The sequence below is a fragment of the Thermosynechococcus sp. GLH187 genome (assembly GCF_031583395.1).
In the GTDB taxonomy this organism is placed as follows: Bacteria; Cyanobacteriota; Cyanobacteriia; order Thermosynechococcales; family Thermosynechococcaceae; genus Thermosynechococcus.
On sequence record NZ_CP134175.1, the window covers coordinates 362,089 to 383,310 of the forward strand.

Sequence of the window (21,222 nt, forward strand, 5' to 3'; positions counted from 1 at the left end):
CCTCCCTACTCAAAGAAATCAGAACTACGGCTAGGACGCAACTGGGGTTCAGGGGCAAAGCCCAAGAGCAAGGGATATTGCAGTAGTGAAAGGCTGACTTGGGGTTGGGAATCATCAATAAGAATCAGAGGGATGTAGTCCTCCTGCTCGAGGCGATCGGCACGAAAGGCCAAGGCATCCGCAGATTCAAAGAGCGCCACCCCCTGATCAGGGCCAAAATCTTGACGGCTAATCCCTAAGCAGTCCTGCAATCCCCGTCGCCAGTCCCCCAGTCGCTCAGGGGAATCAGCCAAAACCAAAACTCGCAACATATCGCCATAGAAGTCCCGTAGAATCGAGATGATTGCCGAGGCAACAAGGATATTTTGCAACCGACTGGGGAGCGATCGCAGGGCACCCCGTCCCCCGAGATCAAAGAACCAACTTTCTACCCGCTCAGCATGAACTTGCTCAAACGTACGTCGCAACTGCCAAGGAGGGCCATAGTAGTTGGGGCTACTCCGATATTGCTCTAGCAAACGGCGAATCCGATCCGCTTCCTCCTGAAATCCCTCATCAAGAACTAACTTGGGCGGCGTTGTCGCTGTTGCTGCTGGGGCAGAGGCAGTTTCCACGACAGCGGGCGTCGGGGGCAGCAATTCCATTTCCTCAACGGTGGCTGCCAACTCCTGCATGCTCTTGACGAGAAATTCCTTGAACCCCTGCACTCGAATCGCGAGTTCTTGGGAGGCACCCACAAAGTTGCGGCGGAGCTCCTGTTCGATGCGTTCCTTGCGCCGTTCTAGTTGCTCAATGGTGAGTTGCAGACTTTGTTGCCGCTCTTCAAGGGACTTGAGGCGATCGTGCACAAGACGATGAAACTCAGCATCAAGGGCTTGAATTTCAGCTTTGAGGGCATCCCGTTGAGCTTTGAGGGCAGTTAGTTCCTCTGGGGTAGGTTCAGAGGCATCAGTCACCGTAGGGTCATCCGTCATTGCGAACCGTGGAAATAAAGGCTGTGCGTGGGCAGCGTTCTTGGAGGCATTGTACTAAAGTTTTGGCGTCAAACAGAATCGGCAGAAAGTGGATATTCTTGACCTCCCGAAAATAAAAGAGCACGGGAAAGGCTGGCCAAAAGACCTCCCAATGCTGCCATTGCTGATAGGGAAAGTGGCGAATTTGTCGGCTGCCGCGATAGACATCTAGTGCTGTTGCCGTAAATTCTAGTCGCAGGGTAGCCGCCTGCACAGCCAAGAATAGCGCAAACAGGGAGATGGGCAAGCCCAGCCACCAGCGCAGCCACCACAGGGGCAGACTTAACAGCAGAACCCCCAGAGGAACAGCAAATGAGGGTTGAAGACGTACTGTGGCCAGTGAGGTTCCTTGCATGGTTTTACTCTACTCCTGAGGGGTCGTCGGTTCTTCTAATTGTGGCAAATCCTCTGGAGTGGGAGCAGCCTCCGGTTCAGTGACCTCAGGTGCAGTGGTCTCTAGAGTCGGTTGCTCCAAAGGTGGGGACGGCTTGGATGGAACTCGCGGGCTAACGAGAACAGAACGAGTCGGGCTTTCTGCTTTCTTGAAGGGATTCAGGCGCTGCCAGAAGGGCTTTTGCGGCGTGGGGGGCGGTGTCTCTTCAGCTGCTTTGACGGTGGGTTCTGGGGTTGGCTCTGGTGCAACGGGCGTTTCCTCTACAGGTTCAACGGTGCGTGTTGGTGCCTCTACTGCCGACGTTGGTGTAGGTTCCTCAGCAACGGAGGTCTGAGCGGCAGATTCTTCAACAACAGCTGTTGGCTCTGGGGTCGGCTCGGAGGGAGCGGCGGATTCCTCAACGACAGGTGTTGGCTCTGGGGTCGGTTCAGGAGGGAGGTTGCTGGGGAGATCCGGACTGAGGCTACTTTGAAGATTTTTGGCGGCCAGTTCTCCCCGCAGCAGGCGCGAGAGGACATCCTTGCCATTGGGTTGATAGGTCACGAGGCGGGTAATGGGATTGTAGGGAGAGGGAATACGCTGACCATTGCCATCCAGAAGTTCGAGCCGTACCCAGTTATCCCCCGGCTGGAGTCCAGTGAGATAGTAGGCCTGCCAGCGATCGACCGTGAAGGATTGACCATTGATCGTGCAGCGCACCTGCCAGACTTTCTCATTGTTTAATTGTTGATCCAACGGCAGGTTGCTGAGATAAAAATCAAGGAGCACTGGTTCAGCGCCATAGGTGCCGCTGGGCTGATTGTAGGTGATCAGGGGAAGACTAGCAGATCGAGTGTCCTCATCTGCAGTATAGAGATGAAAGGCCGTTTGAGCATAGGCAAGGGGATGTTTCAGACTTTCACCCCAAGGGTACACAACAAAAGCACGGAGAAGGTGCGTTCCCGGCTCAAGGTTCGTAAATTCAATGGGGGTGTTCAGGTCATAGACACTGCGGCTGGGCAGATCATCGAGCACCACCTCCACATGGGGGCCTAACCCTGTGCGCTGATCTTGAAACAGGCGTAGCCCTTGGACACTTAGCTTGACGGTGACGTTGCGGCTTTGGAGGGTTTGGTTGGCTTCGGGGGTGAGAATTTTCAGCCGCGGTTCATAGCGATCGAACCAATCCTTCATATCCTCAATGGCCACAGGAGCCGCCACCTCTGCCAGCGAGCCACTGGCTTTTGCCGCGGCGATGTCCCCCACTGACCACAGGAGAGCAATGCTGAGAACGAAAGCGATCGCCCGTTGCCAACAGACCTGCCAACCCTTCATGCACACCTCAGATGGTTGTAGTACCAAGGACAATTTTCGCAGATGGGCTACCCACTTCAGCAATCCAGATCTAGGGAGCACGATCGCTGCTGTAGAGGACATGGCCACTGCTAAATTCTCGCAACTCCCCATTGTTCAGACGTACTTGCAACGTCCCGCGATCGCTAATGCCCACACCGATGCCCTGCCACCTTTGTTCTCCTTGGACAAGAGTGAGCGATCGCCCCCGCAAAAAATCCTGCTGCGCCGTGATCTGAACCCCCTGGGACTGTTGCCAACACCACAGAAGCTCAGCGCGAATCGCCGCTAGCAGTTCCAGATCCGTAGGCACCGCTTGGGGAGAATGAAGCAGCGTGTGGAGGCTAATGGCTTGGGGAAGACCCATTGCCTCAACGTCAACACAGCGGTTCAGTCCCAGCCCCACCACCAGCCAAGGGGAACGGCCTTCACAGAGAATTCCCGCCAGTTTCTTGCCCTGAGCCATCACATCATTGGGCCACTTCAATTGCAGATGGCGTTCCACCGTTGGTCGCAGCCCACTCAACGCCCGCATCACGGCTATCCCGGCTTGGACACTGGGCGCAACGATCGCTGGCGACTGCGGCAGGATAAAGGAGGCTGTCAACACCCCCTTTGGGGATTGCCAAGTACGGTTGTACTGACCTCGCCCCCGTGTTTGTGCCTGAGTGTAGATGACTTGACCCCCATAGAGTTGATCGGCATGGTGCAATGCCCAGGTATTCGTGCTCTCACAGGTCTCTAGCCACACCAACCAAGGAAACTCCATGGCGATCGCTTACTTGGGTACAGAAACAGATGGCTCAACGAGTGCCCGCAACAGTTCTGGTTTCGGATGCGCCCCTACCCGTTCAAAAAACACCTGAAGGGTCTGATCTAGCCACTGCGCCAGTGCTGCATAGCTTGCGGGAAGGGTTGTGATTTTCGCAGCAACGAAATAGCGATCGCCACTGTGGGGAGCTGGCACAAGAATATTGGCCGCTTGGCAGTTATTCAAGGCACTTTCAATTTGACTGCGACCAATCTCCGCTGGGGCGGTTTGCTCAATCATGGCGGCCAGTTCTTCTAGGGTGGCAGCGCAATCGCGATGGTCAAGGAGCCACGCTAAAACATAGGCTAAGGCTGGGGGTTGGGCGATCGCCACCCGTTCGTGACTGAGCAAAGCGCGATAGGTTGCCAGACTATGGAGGGGACGCTTTTCAAAATTGGCCATCACCACAGCACTGGGGGGAAGATGCTCCCGTAGGCCAAGACGCAGTTGATTGGCACTGCCCTGCCGATGAAAGACGCAGAAGATCGTGTTTTTACAGACGTAGCGCAAGTATTCCGAGAACTTGACCATCCCCAACTGCAAAATGTCAAAGTTGGGCAGCAGGGCTTGTACCGCCCCTTGGACTTTACTAATGGGTAGCCCTTCCTCCCGCAGGAGCTTGCCACACTCCGAATCACGGCGGTACCAATCGAGAATCTGCCGCGTTTTGGCGATCGCCCCCTCGGCATGGCGAGCCAAACTGACACTCAAGTCCGCACACAAACGACGATTATCAGGATCTAAGGGAATGGCGGAGGGTGGGATGCTGGGCGGCGGCGCTTCAATGGGGGGAGCGGGACTGGCGACAGGTGGGCGGGGTTTTACGGTTGGATCAGGGATGTGGACAAAGGCATCACAAATGGCCTGAAAACTCTTGCCAGCCGCATCTTCGTAGGCGCAGCCAATGACTGTTTTGCCGTACTGCCGTAACTTCTTGGCAAGGGAGCCAAAGCCACCATCGCCGGAGACAATCACAAACGTATCAAAGCGGTCATCTTGAAAAATCAAATCCACCACATCAATCGCCAATTGAATATCAGCAGCATTTTTGCGATTTTCGTAGGAAAAACCAAAGACCTGTACAGGCTCAATGCCCAATTGGTGCATTTCCCGGCGCAGTGACCCAAGGCGAGCATCACTCCAGTTGGCATAGGCACGTTGCAGCAGCACCCGCTCGATGGGGTAGGCTTGGCGAATATGGGCTTGGATGGCAGCGAGGGAAATTTTGGCCACATCTGCGGCTTTGATGTTGTAGCCTTTGATCAGGTTTTCAATGTCGTAGAAAATAGCGGTACGACGCGAGCCATTCCCAGAAGTGCGGGTTTCAAGGTGTTGCAGTCTTTCCTCTAAACGTTGGAGGAGGTCTTCGATCTGGGGCGTTAGGGAATGACGTTGACGATCTTGTACCCAAGTGCCCACCAATGCCCCCGCAGAACTGACCGCCACCACAGGAAGCGGTTCACGGGTAAGGGCGACGGCGAGGGAACCCGCCACAATCGCTCCTAAAGGAGGTATGCACCAGTTCTGCCATGCCATAACTTATTTTACGAATTCTTGGAAAACTCCCTCTCAAACGCTGGTTTCTTGCAACAGTGCCATCCCGCGATCGCAAATCGTTTTTGCATAGTCTGTCCAGCGGCCACTGCCCCAATAGCGAAAACAACTGGTTTGCGATGTCAGCACATAGAGGAGCGCTTCGCGGTAGGCAGGGCTTTGGGTCACTTGCGGGTCAGCCGCCACCAAAGGATCATAGATGCGGTGAAACTCGGCACTCAGGCGTTCCATCGGTTGCAGAACGGTCTCATAGCCCTTGACCCAACTGAGGTGATTCGTCCAAGAGGCACCCTCCATGGAGAAGTGGGGATTGGTTTGTTCAAGGTGGGCGATCGCTGCCGCAACCCTTTCTGGCGTTATCGGGCTATCCCCTAAGGTCTGCCAGAGTAGATGTTGGTGTACCGCTTGACAGCGAGGAAAGCGATCGCTAGTCACTCCCTGAGCCGCCAAGAGGGCAAGGTACTCACTGCCATTGAGACCCACCACCCCCGCCTGCGGATTCGCTTTTATCTCATGCCACACCGGCATAAAATCGCGGGGATATTCATTCATCATCACACCACCGTTTTCACCATCGGCAATTTGACTCACACAGGGGGGACCGAGGGGAGCCTGCCAGTGAGTGGCCAGATGCTTAGCTTCGTGATAAGGCTGCATTTGCGCCACAAGTTTCGTATCCGAGCCTTGGGTTTTAATCAGCACCGTTATTTCCGCCACCTCTCCTTGGGAGTTGCGCGCCACAAGGACATTCGGTACATACTTGGCAGCGTAGGGTAGCGGCGACCCATCCAACTGTTCAACACTGTGCTCCTGTACCAGCAACCAACTGTATCCACAGCGTTTGAGGCAGGTCACCAAGGTAAAGAGCGTATCCGGATGGTTGGGCAAATGCATTTCTGGCAGTGAAAAGCCCTGTACCCTTTGCAGCGCTTCAACGCCAAAGAGGGCCACAAATTGATGCTGCCAAGCGCGAATATGCAACTCAATGTCAGCGATTGGAGTGGAGGGAATCACCGCATGTCCCCAGCAGGTGCCCAGCCATTCCACGTAGGGAGCATAGGCATCCACAGTAATCCGCCGCAGGGCGTCCAGTACCTCCTCCTGTCCCATCTGCTCCAGCCCCCAGAGGAGGTTGCCGGAGTAATCGAGCATAATCCGCGGTTGACAGCCCTCAGCCACCAACTGGGGAATCCAGTCCCCCATGCGCCGATAACACCAGAGAAATTGGGTCGCGTTGTGATTGTCCCCCTCGTGGGGATGCATCAGCATATACTGCAAGTGACTGATGAGGCTGCCGCCCTCCCCCGCTGGAATGGTCGGCTGGTGCATATGGAGGGCACAGGCAAAGGCGGCGCGAATAGAGGGGAGCATTTGGGGGGGCAAGGGGGGGCAACGGGGCACTTCACTCAACGCCTGTTCCCAACCACTGAGGACAGGTTCTCCTTGAGGCGGACAGGTTGACCAAGGGAGGGTAGGGCGGGGCATGATTCAAGCTCGAAAAACTTGGGCGGGATCAAGGCGCATCACTTTTTGAATCGCCAATAGGGAAGCACTGACACACATGGCGACGGTGGCACTAAAAACGGCGAGGGCAAGTTGGGGAGTAATGATAATTTGGATGGCACGGGCTTGCATGGTCCACATCCCCAGTCCCCAGCACAGGCCTAAACCGGGCAGATAACCCAGTACGGCCATCCACAGGGCTTGCTCAATAATAATGCGATACAAGTACCCGTCAGAAGCCCCCATTGCTTTGAGGGTGCCATACTCCTGTAGGCGATCGCTCACCGAAGAATAGAGAATTTGACTGACAATGACCACCCCTACAACCACGCCAACCCCTGCCCCCAGTCCTAAGATAAACCCCACACTGGTACTGGCTAGCCAATAGCGCCGCGTCATTTCAGTCAGGGCAGCACGACTGAGCACTTGATAGTTGGGAAAGGCTGCCCGTAAGCGTTCCTGCACCTTTGCTAAATCCTCCCCCGACTTGGCTTTCACCATGACATAGGTGATGCGGGTACTGGGGGACACCAACGGCAGAAATTCGGGTACCGGCTCACTGGTATCAAACCGAGGGAAGTTTAAGTAAAGGTTCGCAGTTTCCAGCGAAGTCAAGACATAGGGGCTAGAGACAATGGATTTGACACCGCGCGTCCAGCCAATGACCGTCGCTGGGTAGTTATTCACGCGACCTTGCTCCCCTAGAGCCGTAAGGGAAAGGGCATTGAGGTCAATGCGATCCACGATGACACTGTAGGGTTCTTCTAGCTCCGTCAGGGTTGCACCAGCAACTGTCGTCAAGGGCAGCAAGGTGCCTGTCGGTTCAATACCCACCACCTGCACTGGATCGATCGCCTCTGTCTCTGAACGGCGCCACATCGCTGACTGGATCAACAGAGGTTCTGCGGCTGCAACCCCTGCAACTGCCTGGGCATCGAGGACAACTTGATACTCAATAGGCAACGTTAAGCCAAAATAGCGCAACTCACTGGAGGCAATCCAGAAATCCGCTTGACTTTTGTTCACCAAGAGTGTGGCCGATCGCCCAAAGCCCTCAAGGAGTCCAGTTTGAACTGTGACCAGACTGACGGCAAACGTGATGCCTAGTTGAGCCACGAGAAAGCGGCTAAAGTCTTCTAAGAGATTTTTGCGGGCAAGGGAAACCATTTTTCTATCTTAAGTTTGCGATGGGGGCATGTCTAGACCGTGCTAGGCAGTTGGGGAAAAAACGGCCACCTTAGGCGGCTAGTAAAAAATCCCTAGTTAAAAACTCTGCTGGTACCTCTTGTTCTTGGGGCAAGTAAATAGCCACTTGAATCTGCATTTGTGAAAGATAACGACACATCAGTGGTCCTATTTCCCTCCAGTCTAGACCCCCCAAGCCACAGCCAAGAGCGGGAACAGCAAGAGATTGAATGCCTTCTGCTTGATAGCTATCCACTAACCATTGCAAACCTCGCTCAATTCCTGTAATGTCAGACGATTGTTTCCAGTGAGTTTTAGTCGGAAAGAGTAAAAACCATTTATTGGCATTCAAGTTGGGTAAGCTCAAAGGTTCATCCGCTAGATCGCTGTCTAGAGAAGCTTCACGTTTATACAAATATGGTTTCCCCATTGTAAGTTGCTTTTTCTTGCAGACATCTTGATAGACGACGTACATATCCGGAAATTGATATTTTGCCCGTGAGGCTAATCCCTTACCCATTACACCGACGGTATTGACACTGATTGTTAAGGTTTGCATTTGGGAGAAGAACATATCTCCATCCACCCAAGATAGATGACTCGTAATTGCAGCACGTCGTCGGGGTTGGAAAAACATGTGGGGTTCAACTACGACTTCAACAGAACTGAACTGTTGTCGAAGGCGCTCTGCCATCTCCTGACTTGCAACATAGATAGAATGAATCTCAGTGGGGGGAACCACTTTTGGAACCAAGCATTCCGCCATAATTTTTCGCTTTGTACCATCTTCAGTTTTCCACCAGTCATTATTGAGAATGCTCCAATAATCGCGATGGATGATTTGTAGTCCAGTTTTAGCATCGCGGATTTCAGTAACGGAGTGGGCTGCATTCCCTAAAGCAATGAAGGTTCCTTTGATATCTAGGACACGGGGTTTAATTCCTAAAATGACAACATTGTTTTTATTGATTTCACTTAATACTTTATAAAGCATGGGATTTCGGGGTTGAAAATAGAGGTTGGCATATTGCCATAGACTCTGACCATTTGGTGCGAGGCGGTGTTGCCGACGCACAACGATGTCTGCGTTATAGATAGGTGTCGGGGAAAGACCGCGTTCTACGACTTGCTCATGTGCAAGAATGCCGTGTTGGAATATAGAGGAGAGGTTGTTCACATGGGTAATGTAATATAAGCTTTTGATCTTGGGTTCAGGCATTCTTAACCTCTAGAGATTTTTTGAGTTTGTTCTTTGACCCAACTCAAGTAAGCAGGAGAACCGGCAATAATGGGTAGGGCAATGATTTCTGGAACTTCATAACTGTGTAATGCCAGCAGGCGATCGCGCACTTGCTCAAACAGGGCAGTGCGGGTTTTAATGAGCAGTTGCCATTCGGGATCGCGATGTACGGTTCCTTGCCAGCGGTATATTGATTGAATAGGCAGAATTTGCACACAGGCAGCGAGGTGCTCAGCCACGAGTTGATCGGCTAAAGAGAGTGCTTCAGTTTCCGTAGCAGTGGTAACCATCACCACACAGTACTCTGTTGCCGTTTCCAAGCCCGCTGTCCTCACGTCACGCTTGATGATGTCGATCATATCCTGAACAAATCTTGAATAAAATCGTGCAGTGAATGTTGTTATTACCGGTATTGGGCTGTGGACAGCTCTGGGGGAGAGCGCGATCGCCACGTGGCAGCGCTACTGTCAGGGGAAAACGGCACTCATCGCCACGCCTGACGGACTGGTGGGAGCAACGACCTTGCCAGTCGAGAAAATTATTGCAACGACAACGACTCAAGCGCTCAACGATGCAAAATTAACCCCTCCTCTAGACAGTGCTGGGGTAGTGGTCGGGTCAAGCCGTGGCTTTCAAGCACAGTGGGAAACATGGTTACGGCAGCCTTCTCTTTCGCGACAAACATGGTTACAAACCTTACCCGCCACTGTATCCCAGCAAGTGGCACAAATTGCCGGCACCCAAGGGATAGTTCTCAACCCCACAGCGGCCTGCGCGACGGGACTATGGGCGATCGCCCAAGGGGCACTGTTGATTGAGCAGGGTTATTGTGATCTGGTGTTGGCGGGAGGGGTCGAGTCCGCCGTCTCGCCCTTAACCTTGGCCGGGTTCCGCCAGTTAGGGGTGTTGGCTCAGGCGCGGGCGGCTCCCTTTGATCGCCAGCGGCAGGGATTTGGCTTAGCGGCCGGTGGTGCCATTGTCGTCCTAGAATCCGAGGCACGGGCGCGATCGCGGGCTGTTACACCCTATGCGCGAATTGCTGGGGTAGGTCTCAGTGCCGATGCCGAGCATATGGCTGCCCCCAGTGTCCAGCAAACCGGTGCTCTCCTAGCCATTCAAAAGGCCTTGGCTCAGGCGGGGCTAACACCGCACCAGATCGACTGTATCCATAGTCACGGTACGGGCACACGGCGTAACGATGCCGCTGAAGCCACTTGGATTCAAACCCTTTTTGGTCAAGGGGTTGCGGTCACCAGTCACAAAGGTGCCCTTGGGCATACCCTAGGTGCTGCTGGCGCGATCGCGATCGCCCTCTCCTGTCTGTCATTACGGGCACAGGAGATTCCCCCCTGTGTTGGCTGTGAGACTCCCGACTTTGACCTCGACATTGTCCAACACAGCCGCACTGCCCCTTTAGGCCACATTCTCTGCTGTAGCTACGGCTTTGGTGGTCAGAATGCCGTGATTGTTCTAGCGCATCCCTAGGAGGCAGTGACCACCCTTGGTTGAGCAACCCCAAACTTTTGCATGATCGTTTTAGCCATTTGTGGGGGTGTGAGTCCTAAGTCAGCTTTTGATTCCTCAGGACTAGCGTGCTCAACCAAGATATCCGGTACCCCCAAACGCAACACAGGCAGCAGAATATCCGCCTCTTGGAGTGCCTCGAGTACCGCCGAGCCAAAGCCCCCCATCAGGCAGCCTTCTTCTAAGGTGACCACGCGGCCAATTTGTTTCGCCAAAGGCAGAATCAACTCAGTATCTAGCGGTTTGGCAAAGCGGGCATTGATCACTGCGGCACTCATGCCGTGTTCCTTGAGGATTTCTGCCACTTGCATCGCCGGATAAACCATTGAGCCGTAGGCCACCAAGAGAATATCTTCACCGGGGCGCAGGAGTTCCCCTTTGCCGATTTCGAGGGGTTCCCAGCCTTCCTCCATGAGGGCGACACCATAGCCATTGCCCCGGGGATAGCGTAGGGCGATCGGGCCATCGGTGTAGTTGATGCCCGTTACAATCATGCGTTGCAATTCCGCTTCATCCTTGGGTGCCATCAGCACCATATTGGGTAGGCAGCGCAAATAGGCAATGTCGTACATCCCTTGGTGGGTCGGGCCATCAGCACCGACAATCCCCGCTCGATCCATGCAGAAGAAGACGGGTAGCTTTTGGATGCAGACATCGTGAACAATTTGGTCGTAGGCGCGCTGCAAGAAGGTGGAGTAAATCGCCGCTACGGGGCGCATGCCTTGGGTGGCCATGCCGGCGGCCATTGTTACGGCGTGCTGCTCGGCAATCCCGACATCAATGTATTGGTTGGGCACCCGTTTTTGGAGGATATCTAGCCCTGTACCCGTGGCCATCGCCGCTGTAATGCCAACAATGCGCGGATCGTTTTCTGCGAGTTTAGTCAGGGTTTCGCCAAAGACTTTGGAGTAGCTGGGGGGCTTGGGTTTGCTGGAGGGTTTGGCCTTACCAGTGACGAGATCAAAGGGGTTTTGCGCATGGTAGCCCACTTGGTCTTTCTCGGCGATCGCGTAGCCTTTGCCCTTAACCGTTGCCACATGAACCAAGACAGGACCGGGAATCGTATGGGCATGTTGGAATGTGGTAATGAGTTCTTCCAAATTGTGGCCATCCACCGGACCAACGTAAGTAAAGCCCAGTTCCTCAAAGACGGCGCCCACCTTAGGAACCGCAAGGCGTTTCATGCCCTCCTTGATGCGCTGCATCTCCGGGGTTAGGTTTTCACCAAAGAAGGGGATATGTTTGAACTGCTCTTCGAGGTTATCAGTAATAAATTGCACCTGCGGTGAGAGGCGGATTTTATTCAGATAGCGGGGAATCGCGCCCACATTGGGGGAAATGGACATCTCATTGTCGTTCAGCACCACCATCAGGTTGGTGTGGGGCAAGTGGCCGGCGTGGTTAATCGCTTCTAGCGCCATCCCCCCAGTTAGGGCACCATCACCAATAATGGCCACGACTTTGAACTTCTCTCCCTTGAGATCGCGGGCGATCGCCATCCCCAAAGCTGCCGAAATACTCGTGGAGGCATGACCAGCGCCAAAGTGATCAAAGGGACTTTCGCGGAGGTTGAGATAGCCAGCAATTCCTCCCTTTTGCCGTAGGGTATGGAAGTTGTTGTAGCGACCCGTCAACATTTTGTGGGGGTAGGCTTGGTGCCCCACATCCCAAATCACGCGATCTTTATCTAAGTCAAGGGTTTGGTAGAGTGCGAGGGTGAGTTCGACAACCCCCAAGCCTGGCCCAAGGTGTCCTCCCGTGGCCGCCACCGTTTCCAAATGTTTGTCGCGGATTTGGGCGGCAATTTGACTCAATTGGGCAATGGACAACCCATGCAACTGGTTGGGATGGGTGAGTTCACTTAAGTGCATAGAAACCCGACCTCGCAAGATACCTAGGAGCGATAGCCTACCGCTGACCACAGAAAAACTATCTGTTGACTGATTCTAGCAAAGTCCCCGACCGAAGTTGGGCATTATTTCGCCCCTAGACGCGGTGAAAAGCCGCAATAATCCCGAAACAGTTGATCATAAATTTCTAACGCTGTTTCATAGAGTTCGCTCAATTCACGAATTTCTTCCGTGGATTCATTGGTGTAATTTTCCACCAACCAAATCACCCATTGGTAAAATCGCTCCCGACCCCACTGTTGCCAATAGTTGGCGAGAATTCCCCGCGCAAGGTCAGTTCCCAACCGTTTGGGGTAACCGTGGCTTGTGGCCAAGTCTTGGAGATCCCCTAGGAAGCATTCGGTCATCGCACTGAGGTGACTCAGGGACATCTGAGCACATTGACAAGCCCGCTCAAAGGCGGCGTTGGTCTCTAGGGAACTGGGCTTGACCGTTTCAGCCATCAAGCGACCATGACTATCTACCTGACGCTCGACAGCGCAGTGGGGAACTTTAGTGAGGGGGTAGCCTTCACAGGCGAGATACACCCGAAAGTTTTTCTCTAAACAATCCACTTCCTTGGGACTGAGGTGGATGTCGAGTTCAAGCAGGAGTTGACCAAAGGTACGCTCATCAGTGGTGGTGGTGGTTTGCGAGTAGGTCATCGCGAAGTCCCTCACAGGTCGTCAAAAGATTATCCTGTGATCTTTTTTCCGTTATGCACCTCAGCCAAGAAGGCAGCCTACAAAGCTCCCAACACCGTGTCCTCGAAAGTCATTAGTTCATCGCGGTGTCCCTCTAGGGTGACTTGGGTACCGATCGCATGGGGTTGCAAAGAGAGTTTGACGGTTTCGAGCCGCTGGGCACCTCGCCAATAGAACCAAGGGGCAATGGGGGTTAGACCAATGAGACCAAAGGCCAAAATACCGCGATCGGGAAAGAGGACGGTCAACACAAGGGCGATCGCTGTGGCACCGGAGACGGCAAGGCCAAAAAGCAATGCGGCCAAAAAGGGACTAGCAGCAACATTTCCCTGAAACGTCACTTCACTGCCATCAGCACTGACACTGTGCAGGCGGTAGCCCCGCTGCTGGAAATACTGCTTGAGGCGGGGAGCCAGTTCGGCAATGGGCTGGGCAATGAGCCATTCTTTGGTTTCAATGCGTTCTTTGGTGGAGGCACGAATAAAAAACACAAAGCCGACGGCCAAGAGACTCGTGAGTAAGAGAGTGGAAGGATAAGTTAAATCGCTGGACATGTTGAGGGGGTCTGAACGGATGGGCTTGCTACCCTCATTGTCGAGGATTTGTTGTGGTCTGCAAAGAGATATTGCACCGCGATCGCCCCTTGGGGTTCTGCGGAATACTAAACCCTAGCCATTGTTGTTGTGTTGCGCCATGATGCGGTCTCACACGTCTCCCCGCGATATTCGGGCACCCCGCTGCCGTCGGATGTGGTTGCGCTCAGAAACGGTCTTTGCCCTGCTGCTATTGACCAGTGACCTCGTGGGGTTGGTGTTGGCTTGGAAGTTGGGCTTACAACTCAATCGCTTCTATGCGCCGTTGCCCCCTGATTTAGCAGCGTGGTACTGGCTGGGATTGCCCAGTGTCTTTTGGCTCTTTGCCACTGGTCTATTGTTTTTGATTGCTGTGAGTGGGCTGTATCACCCGCGCGGCCATTGGAAAAATTATCTGCGCCTTGCCAAGGTGCTGAGCTTGGGCTATTTGTTGGCGCTGGCGATCGCCTACTTCTATGACCCCACCGTAGATTTACCCCGCTCGCTGTTTTTTAGTGCTTGGGGTCTCAGTGTGGTTTTCGCGGTGATCTTGCGCTTAGCCGTGAGTCTGGCGTTCAAAATTTGCACCCTACGGCAACCGATTCGCGCTTTTCTGGTGGCGCCCCCGGAGCGACAGGAGCATCTCAGCCGCCTACTAGAGCAACGCTCGAACTATAAGATTGTCGGCAGGGCGATCGCCACCATGGCCAATGAACCCGAAACCGTGACCGAGATTCTCAACTGTCAAGCCCAAGAGGTGATTGTAGAAGGCCTCCCTCCAGCCCATCTCGCTTCAGCCCTCTATTGGCAACTACGCCAACATGGCATTGCCCTACGGTTGATCCCCTCCAGCTTGGAAATGCTCTACCGCCGCGGCACTCCGGAAATTGTGGCGGCTTTGCCCACCCTGCGGGTAGATATGACGTATCTCAATGGTTGGGAATATCGGCTGAAGCGCTATTTGGACGTGATTTTGGCACTCTTTGGCATCGTGGTGCTGGCACCCCTCTTTATTGTGGTGGCGATCGCCATCAAACTCACCTCCCCAGGGCCTGTCTTTTTCCGCCAAGAGCGGGTAGGACTCCACGGCCAAGTCTTTCAGATGTGGAAATTTCGCACCATGCGTGCCGATGCCCCGCAACTCCAAGCGCAGTTGGAAGCACAAAATGAATCCGCCGATGGTATTCTCTTCAAGCTAAAAAACGACCCTCGCCGCACGCGCCTCGGCAGTTTCCTGCGCAAGACCAGCATTGATGAACTGCCGCAACTGTTTAATGTCCTTTGGGGAGATATGAGCTTAGTGGGGCCGCGTCCGCTACCCCTGCGGGATGTTGCCCGTTTTCATTCTTGGCACCATATTCGCCATCAGGTGATGCCGGGGATTACCGGCCTGTGGCAAATTTCTGGCCGCTCTCAAATTGGCAATTTTGATGAAGCCGCCCGCCTTGACCTTTACTACATCGATAACTGGTCTTTGAATCTGGATTTGGAAATTCTAGTGGAGACCGTGCACATTGTGCTCTTTGGTAGTGGGGCGTATTAGGTGCGGCAACAATTGGCTGGCAAATAACTGTTCCACCTGTTGAGCTGAGAGGGGGCGGGCAAAGAAATAACCTTGGCCATAGTTACAGCCGAGGGCTTGGAGCACACGATATTGTTGACGGGTTTCGATGCCCTCCGCCACCACCTTTAGTCGCAAAGAATGCGCCAGCATGAGAATCGTGTGCACAATTGTCGCCGAAGATTTCTCACTATTGAGGGCGGAAATAAACGTGCGATCAATTTTTAGTGTATCAATGGGAAAACGGTGCAAATAACTCAGGGAAGAATAGCCCGTGCCAAAATCATCCATATACAGGCCAATGCCCATGGCGCGAATTTCCTCAAGGGTGGCGATCGCCACCTCCTTGTTGTCAATCAAGATGCCCTCGGTCACCTCAAGGCGCAGTCGCTCAGCGGGAAATTCTGTTTCTGACAAAATTGATCTTAAGTTGAGCAGCAGATCCGCTTGCTGGAAATGACGACCGCTGAGGTTGACACTAATGCTTAAACTGCGACTGCGGGGAAACACCTTTGACCAGCGTTGCATTTGCCGACAGGCTTCTGCCATCACCCACCAACTAATGGGTAGGATCAGACCCGTTTCTTCGGCGACAGTCATGAATTCACCGGGGGAGACGATTCCCCGTTCGGGATGTTGCCAGCGCAGCAGCGTTTCAAAGCCGACAATATTGAGCGTTGATAGATCAACAATCGGTTGATAGTACACCAAAAATTCATCGCGCTCTGCCGCCCGTCGCAGATCAGTTTCCATTTGCATCAGGGCAATGCTCTGGGCACGCATCGTCATGCTAAAGACTTCATAGCGAGCTTTGCCCAAGGATTTCGCGCGGTACATGGCGGTATCCGCATCCCGCAATAAGTCCTCAGCCGTTTTGCTTTCCTCGCTGGGGAAGGCGATGCCAATACTGGCACTGGTAAAGACTTCATGCCCCTCAAGGAGAAAAGGACGGCTCAGAGCCACTAGCACTCGTTCTGCCACTTCGATCGCTTGGGTGGGAGTCGTTAACTCCTCCAAGAGAATGGCAAATTCATCACCCCCAAGGCGGGCGATCGTGTCCTCAGCGCGGGTACAGGCCGTCAGTCGCTGGCCAATGCCAATCAGGAGTTGATCCCCAGCTAAGTGCCCCAAGCTATCGTTGATCACCTTAAAGCGATCCACATCTAAAAACAGCACCGCAAAGAGGGAGTTGGGACGCCGCACGTGGCGGGTAATGGCTTGCGTCAGCCGATCCATAAAGAGCACCCGGTTGGGTAGCCCCGTCATGGCATCGTGGAGGGCATCGTGGAGAATTTGCTCCTGAATCAAGTGGTACTCTGTGACATCGGTCATCGAACCGGCCATGCGATAGGGCTGCCCCTCTTCATTGCGCAGGGCTTTGCCCCGCGATCGCATCCAACGGTAACTGCCATCGGCGTGTTTAATCCGAAACTCACACTCAAAATGGGGACGGGTACCGAGAAGATGCTCCTTCATGCTCTGGCGTAGCCGCTCTAGGTCATCGGGGTGGACACGCCGCCACCATTCCTCGATGGTGGGTTGTAGGGTACCGGGGGTTTCGCCAACCAGCAGTTCCCAGCGGGGAGAATAATACATCGAGCGATCGCTAATCTGCCAATCCCAAAGGCCATCATTGGCGCCCTCAGCTGCCAGAGCATAGCGTTCTTCACTAATGCGCAGGGCGAGTTCAGAACGTTTGCGTTCAGTAATGTCAGTAATGTAGCAGCGAATTAATTGGCTCTCCCGCAGCAGATGGATTGTCACTTCGTAGGTGCGATCGCCAACGTTGATTTCTTCAACAGAAAATCGCTTTTCCTGCAACGACCAGCTTTTGAGGCGCGATAGCAGCGGATGCTGCACATCTGGTTCCCCAAGATCGGGAAATTCCTGAATGGCCGCTGGGTTGAGATAGGTAATTTGGCCATTGGGAGCCAGTTCAATGATCGGATAGGGACTTAACTCTGGAAAGGAGGACAACCGCAGCAGTTGGATTTCGGTCACCTCAGACATTTCACTGCTGACGAAGGCACCCCCCCAAGAGGCCACGTCTTGATCTGAGATACTTGATGCTTCGAGGGCGCGGGTGTAGCGATTGAACCCGGAGTCAGAAATATTGGCGATCGCGTGGTAGCGGGCGCGCACATCACCGCCAAAGACGATCAAATCCTTATGCTGAAGAATGTGGGATTGACAGGGCTTGCCATTGACCGTCAGACCATTGACACTGCGCTTCCCTTGTAAATCGCCATCAATGAGGCGAAAGAAAAAATTACCACTGCTGGGATCCAAAACCCGTAGCAAAACAGCGTGCTGACGGGAAACCATTGGCGACTTAAGAACAATCGTATTGCTAGGATGTCGCCCAATTGTATAGGTACTGGCTTCCAAGGGAATGGTACGCCGACCCTCCTGATCCTCAATAACGAGGAGATGGCGCCACTTCTTCGGCGGATCAGACTTCACATCAATGGCCTCGGCAAATTGTCATGAGGAAACGGTTTTCACTAGAAACTCCTCAATCAAACCGGTATTGATGAAGAGACTCACTTGCTATTCTAGGACGTGAGATTTTATCCTGTTTACAGAAAATTTACTGGGTTGCAGTGCAGTCTTTATCCTGACAATACTTAGAATAAGTTAAGGATTTCTTAACAGTGTAATGTGATTTTCATGGGTGGCAGTCTTTTTCACATCGATGGAACACACTTAAAACTGTGAAAGCTGCTCTGGGAGAGGATGATATCCCCCTCACATATCCCATAATTTGGAAAACCGTTATATGTTGGCTTCATCCTATCGGATTATTTTTATTCTTTTTCTCTCGATGGCTGTCTGGCTCCAAAGACGCCGTCCAGTGGGGCGATCGCTTTGCCTTGGACTCGTAGCGGCTCTCCTGCTATGGTTGATCCCACCCTCTTTGGCAGCAGCCATGACCCCCAAGCACTACACTGAGCTGACATTTCCCCCCTTACCGGAAATTCAAGTGCCGGCCTATGAACGCCGTCAGTTGGCCAATGGGATGGTGGTCTATCTCCTAGAGGATCACGAGTGGCCCTTGGTGCGAGGCACCTTAATCTTTCGGGCAGGTAGTCGTTGGGATCCGCCGGCTCAGGTGGGTTTGGCAGAAGTCAGTGGCGACCTGATTCGCACGGGTGGCACCCAAGTTCATCGTGCCGCTGAAATTGACCAATGGCTTGAGGATCGAGCAGCAGCCATTGAATCGGGTGTCGGCAAAAGTTTAGGGCGGATTAATTTCAACAGCCTCAAGGAACACAGTGAAGCGGTTCTAAGCCAACTAGCGGAGATGCTCCAAGCGCCAGCAGTAGAACCAGAGCGATTTGAACTGGCGATTCGGCGCCGACAGGGGATCATTCAACGCCGCGATGATCAACCCAATGCCCAAGCAGAACGGGAATTTTACAAGCTGATCTACGGTGCGGAGAGTCCCTATGCCCGCACCCAAGAGTTAGAAACCCTTGCCAAGATCACACCGGCGGATGTGCAGCAGTTTTACCGCAGGTACCTCGCTCCCTCCCGCTGTATTTTGGGCTTGGTGGGCGACTTTGATGCCTCACAAATGGGCGATCGCCTTGAAGCAATTTTTGGCTCATGGCAAGATCCACCGAACTTACCTCCTTTGCCCCCCTTACCTAGGGTAACAGTTGATACGTCGCCAACAACGGTGGTGATTAATCGCCCCCATCTCTCCCAAAGCTACATCTACACGGGGCAATTGGGGGGGACGCTCAAAGATCCGGACGTGTTTAACCTCTATGTTCTCAATGGGGTTCTCAATGGCTTTGGCGGGCGTCTTTTCAATGAAGTGCGATCGCGCCAAGGCTTGGCCTATAGTGTTTATGCCGCTTGGAGTCCCGAATTTGACTATCCAGGGGTCTTCTATGGGGTGGGACAAACCCAAACCCAGACTACAGCCAAGTTTCTCAGCGCCCTACGGCAGGAAATCCAGCGACTGCAACAGGAACCCGTTAGTGCCGCAGAACTGAACTACGCCAAAGACAGTATTCTCAACTCCTTTGTCTTTAATTTTCGCGATCGCCTGCAAATTCTCAATCGTCTCCTGCGCTACGAATACTACGATTTGCCCAAGGATTTTATCTTCCGCTATCAGCGAGCCGTTAAAGCCGCAACGGCAGCAGATCTGCAACGGGTGGCACAAACCCGCCTAAAACCAGAACAGTGGCGTACCCTGATTGTGGGCGATCGCATCCCCTGCCCTACGACAAATTGCCAGCAACGACAATCTCAATCCTAAGAGCAAGATGAGCTTTCGCATTCAGAATATTGCGCGGCTGCGCCAAATCAAGCAATCATCGTTAGACTAGCGATACAGACCTTTTCCAAAATCAAGTAACAAGTTGTGAGGAAACCCTATGTCAGCTTTGCGTCTCGCTCTTTTAGTCAGCCCTACCTCTTTGGCATCCGTCCTGAGCTTGGTCCCATTGATTGCACCTGCCCATGCCCAACTCAGTACCCCCATTCCCGTGCCACCTCCAGAAAGCAGTGAGTGTGTCACTAATCCCCACCAGAAGTTTCAACTGGTCTGTACTCGCCTAGGCGCTCAGGAAACGAAACTGCAAGCTAGCCGTGATAATGGTTCGCTGCCCCCTCCTGTACTAGAGTTTACTGAGGAAGAAAGTAATACCGCGATCGCGCTATTTGGCTGTGATTGTCCCCTGTGTCTAAATGCCCTACGGCAAATGCGTGGCCAGCCTCCCCTCAATCAACTGGGTTAATACTGGATACAAGGGAGTAGGATCCAAGTATGAGCCGCTGGATTAACCTGCTTGCCCTACTCCCTAATACCATCCTCACAATTTTATTTAGTCATCCCTCGCCCCACAATCGAGAAGTGAGGTTGAGAACCGTAGGGTCAGCGTCGGGAGGATGTCACACAATCCCAATTTGGGTCTGTTGATCATTCCATATTTTCCATTTTTCGTAGATGCGGCGTAATGTGCCGTCCTTCTTGAGGATGTCGATGGCTTGATCAACTTCTGTTTTGAGGGTTTCTCCTTTGGGGTTGTTCTTATTAAAGGCAATCACATAGTTATCCAAAAAGATCGGGACACCAATTGGGCGCAGGCTATTGTTCACTGTGCCCCCCGGACCGGCACCAAGAACGTAGTAGGCCACTATCGGGAAGTCGACGAGCAGAGCATCAACATGCCCGATGGCTAGAGCATTCATCAACCCCGTTGCATCATCATAGAGACGGGTTTTGATGCGGGGGTCTTTCTCTAGAATTTCCTGCGCCTTGTAGCTCATACCAGTGCCAACGGTCATGCCAGCCAGATTGGCTAGGGTAACTTCACTGGTGGCAGTGTATTTTTCGAAGCGGGGGTCATCTGCTCGCACTACAATCTGTTGGCCGTAGCGGTAGTAGGGCTGGGAAAACCATTGGATGCGCTTGCGATCAGTGGTGATTTCCCAACCGTTAAGAATCATGTCAAAGCGATTGGCGGCAAGGGCAGCGAACAGTTGATCATAGGACACCTCAAAAAAAAATGCCCTGACTCCCATCAGGCGTGCGATTGCTTCAGCAATTTCCACCTCAAAGCCAATCAACCTGCGGCGATCCGCTGGATCGTAAAAAACGTAGGGGGCACCCTCAATCGGATCCGCCCCCCAAGTCAATGTACCGGGACTGAGCAGGCCATTGCTTGAGATGATCCCTGTCGCCGTAGATCCAGACAAGGAATCCGCCTTCCCGCCACAGGCCGTCAGCAGGCTCTTGCTGGCTGTGGCAATTATAGATATCGCGATTCCTTGAGAGACATGGCGCAAAAAGGTACGACGCTGCCATCCCATACCGACTTTCATCTTTGCAGTTGATCGGGCTTGAGGCTACCCATTGCTCAACCCCAACTCAGTTTAGCACATCGGCAGGCAGCACCCCCCGCCAGAGAATCCATGGAGGCT

At 53.3% G+C, this 21,222-nt stretch carries 18 protein-coding genes; 4 read left to right on the plus strand and 14 right to left on the minus strand.

Going from position 1 to position 21,222, the window contains the following annotated elements; all coding sequences use genetic code 11:
* Nucleotides 1-5: 5 nt before the first annotated feature.
* The 9 genes from RHI63_RS01675 to cutA all read right to left on the minus strand — a co-directional run bounded on the left by RHI63_RS01675 (nt 6) and on the right by cutA (nt 9,391).
* Nucleotides 6-974 carry a DUF3086 domain-containing protein gene (locus RHI63_RS01675; protein ID WP_206200799.1) on the minus strand — a complete coding sequence of 323 codons (969 nt, stop codon included), beginning with the start codon at nt 972-974 and terminating at the stop codon, nt 6-8.
* Nucleotides 964-1,368 (minus strand): DUF3119 family protein, encoded by a 405-nt coding sequence (locus RHI63_RS01680; RefSeq protein WP_206200800.1) that lies wholly within the window; start codon nt 1,366-1,368, stop codon nt 964-966. The genes RHI63_RS01675 and RHI63_RS01680 overlap by 11 nt, the downstream gene beginning before the upstream one ends.
* A gap of 9 nt (nt 1,369-1,377) precedes the next feature.
* The gene (locus tag RHI63_RS01685; RefSeq protein ID WP_206200801.1) at nt 1,378-2,721 is read right to left on the minus strand and encodes a hypothetical protein; all 1,344 of its coding nucleotides are present in this window, start codon (nt 2,719-2,721) and stop codon (nt 1,378-1,380) included.
* A 70-nt stretch (nt 2,722-2,791) separates the two neighbouring features.
* Complete coding sequence (locus RHI63_RS01690; RefSeq protein WP_206200802.1) at nt 2,792-3,508, minus strand: biotin--[acetyl-CoA-carboxylase] ligase; 717 nt, start codon at nt 3,506-3,508, stop codon at nt 2,792-2,794.
* A gap of 9 nt (nt 3,509-3,517) precedes the next feature.
* Nucleotides 3,518-5,044, minus strand: a complete 1,527-nt coding sequence (locus RHI63_RS01695; protein WP_206200803.1) for an NYN domain-containing protein — start codon at nt 5,042-5,044, stop codon at nt 3,518-3,520.
* Between the two features lie 75 nt (nt 5,045-5,119).
* Nucleotides 5,120-6,589: a glycosyl hydrolase family 57 gene (locus RHI63_RS01700; RefSeq protein ID WP_310453177.1), complete on the minus strand. Its 1,470-nt coding sequence runs from the start codon at nt 6,587-6,589 to the stop codon at nt 5,120-5,122.
* Between the two features lie 3 nt (nt 6,590-6,592).
* Complete coding sequence (locus tag RHI63_RS01705) at nt 6,593-7,774, minus strand: ABC transporter permease (RefSeq protein ID WP_310743284.1); 1,182 nt, start codon at nt 7,772-7,774, stop codon at nt 6,593-6,595.
* A gap of 70 nt (nt 7,775-7,844) precedes the next feature.
* Complete coding sequence (locus RHI63_RS01710; RefSeq protein WP_310800388.1) at nt 7,845-9,011, minus strand: DarT ssDNA thymidine ADP-ribosyltransferase family protein; 1,167 nt, start codon at nt 9,009-9,011, stop codon at nt 7,845-7,847.
* Nucleotides 9,012-9,013: 2 nt separating this feature from the next.
* The gene (gene cutA / locus RHI63_RS01715) at nt 9,014-9,391 is read right to left on the minus strand and encodes a divalent-cation tolerance protein CutA (RefSeq protein WP_206200807.1); all 378 of its coding nucleotides are present in this window, start codon (nt 9,389-9,391) and stop codon (nt 9,014-9,016) included.
* A 31-nt stretch (nt 9,392-9,422) separates the two neighbouring features.
* Here cutA and RHI63_RS01720 point away from each other — a divergent pair, with 31 nt between their 5' ends.
* On the plus strand, nt 9,423-10,517 hold the full coding sequence (locus RHI63_RS01720; protein WP_206200808.1) for a beta-ketoacyl-ACP synthase: 1,095 nt from the start codon (nt 9,423-9,425) through the stop codon (nt 10,515-10,517).
* Here the strand turns inward: RHI63_RS01720 and dxs are convergent.
* The 3 genes from dxs to RHI63_RS01735 form a co-directional block, all read right to left on the minus strand.
* Complete coding sequence (dxs, locus tag RHI63_RS01725) at nt 10,514-12,427, minus strand: 1-deoxy-D-xylulose-5-phosphate synthase (RefSeq protein WP_206200809.1); 1,914 nt, start codon at nt 12,425-12,427, stop codon at nt 10,514-10,516. The two genes, RHI63_RS01720 and dxs, sit on opposite strands and share 4 nt — an antisense overlap.
* 104 nt (nt 12,428-12,531) lie before the next feature.
* The gene (locus RHI63_RS01730) at nt 12,532-13,110 is read right to left on the minus strand and encodes a hypothetical protein (protein WP_310800389.1); all 579 of its coding nucleotides are present in this window, start codon (nt 13,108-13,110) and stop codon (nt 12,532-12,534) included.
* A 77-nt stretch (nt 13,111-13,187) separates the two neighbouring features.
* Entirely contained in the window at nt 13,188-13,703 is a 516-nt protein-coding gene (locus RHI63_RS01735; RefSeq protein ID WP_206200811.1) for a cofactor assembly of complex C subunit B, read from the minus strand.
* Nucleotides 13,704-13,845: 142 nt separating this feature from the next.
* On the opposite strand from RHI63_RS01735, the gene RHI63_RS01740 reads away from it, so the two are divergent.
* On the plus strand, nt 13,846-15,264 hold the full coding sequence (locus tag RHI63_RS01740; protein ID WP_399377912.1) for a sugar transferase: 1,419 nt from the start codon (nt 13,846-13,848) through the stop codon (nt 15,262-15,264).
* Here RHI63_RS01740 and RHI63_RS01745 read toward each other — a convergent pair.
* On the minus strand, nt 15,217-17,745 hold the full coding sequence (locus tag RHI63_RS01745; RefSeq protein WP_310821759.1) for an EAL domain-containing protein: 2,529 nt from the start codon (nt 17,743-17,745) through the stop codon (nt 15,217-15,219). The two genes, RHI63_RS01740 and RHI63_RS01745, sit on opposite strands and share 48 nt — an antisense overlap.
* Before the next feature lie 316 nt (nt 17,746-18,061).
* Here RHI63_RS01745 and RHI63_RS01750 point away from each other — a divergent pair, with 316 nt between their 5' ends.
* Nucleotides 18,062-19,555 carry a pitrilysin family protein gene (locus RHI63_RS01750; protein WP_225901617.1) on the plus strand — a complete coding sequence of 498 codons (1,494 nt, stop codon included), beginning with the start codon at nt 18,062-18,064 and terminating at the stop codon, nt 19,553-19,555.
* Between the two features lie 178 nt (nt 19,556-19,733).
* The gene (locus RHI63_RS01755; protein ID WP_310800391.1) at nt 19,734-20,036 is read left to right on the plus strand and encodes a hypothetical protein; all 303 of its coding nucleotides are present in this window, start codon (nt 19,734-19,736) and stop codon (nt 20,034-20,036) included.
* 154 nt (nt 20,037-20,190) lie between these two features.
* On the opposite strand, the gene RHI63_RS01760 is transcribed toward RHI63_RS01755, so the two are convergent.
* Complete coding sequence (locus RHI63_RS01760; RefSeq protein ID WP_310821760.1) at nt 20,191-21,111, minus strand: ABC transporter substrate-binding protein; 921 nt, start codon at nt 21,109-21,111, stop codon at nt 20,191-20,193.
* Between the last annotated feature and the right edge of the window lie 111 nt (nt 21,112-21,222).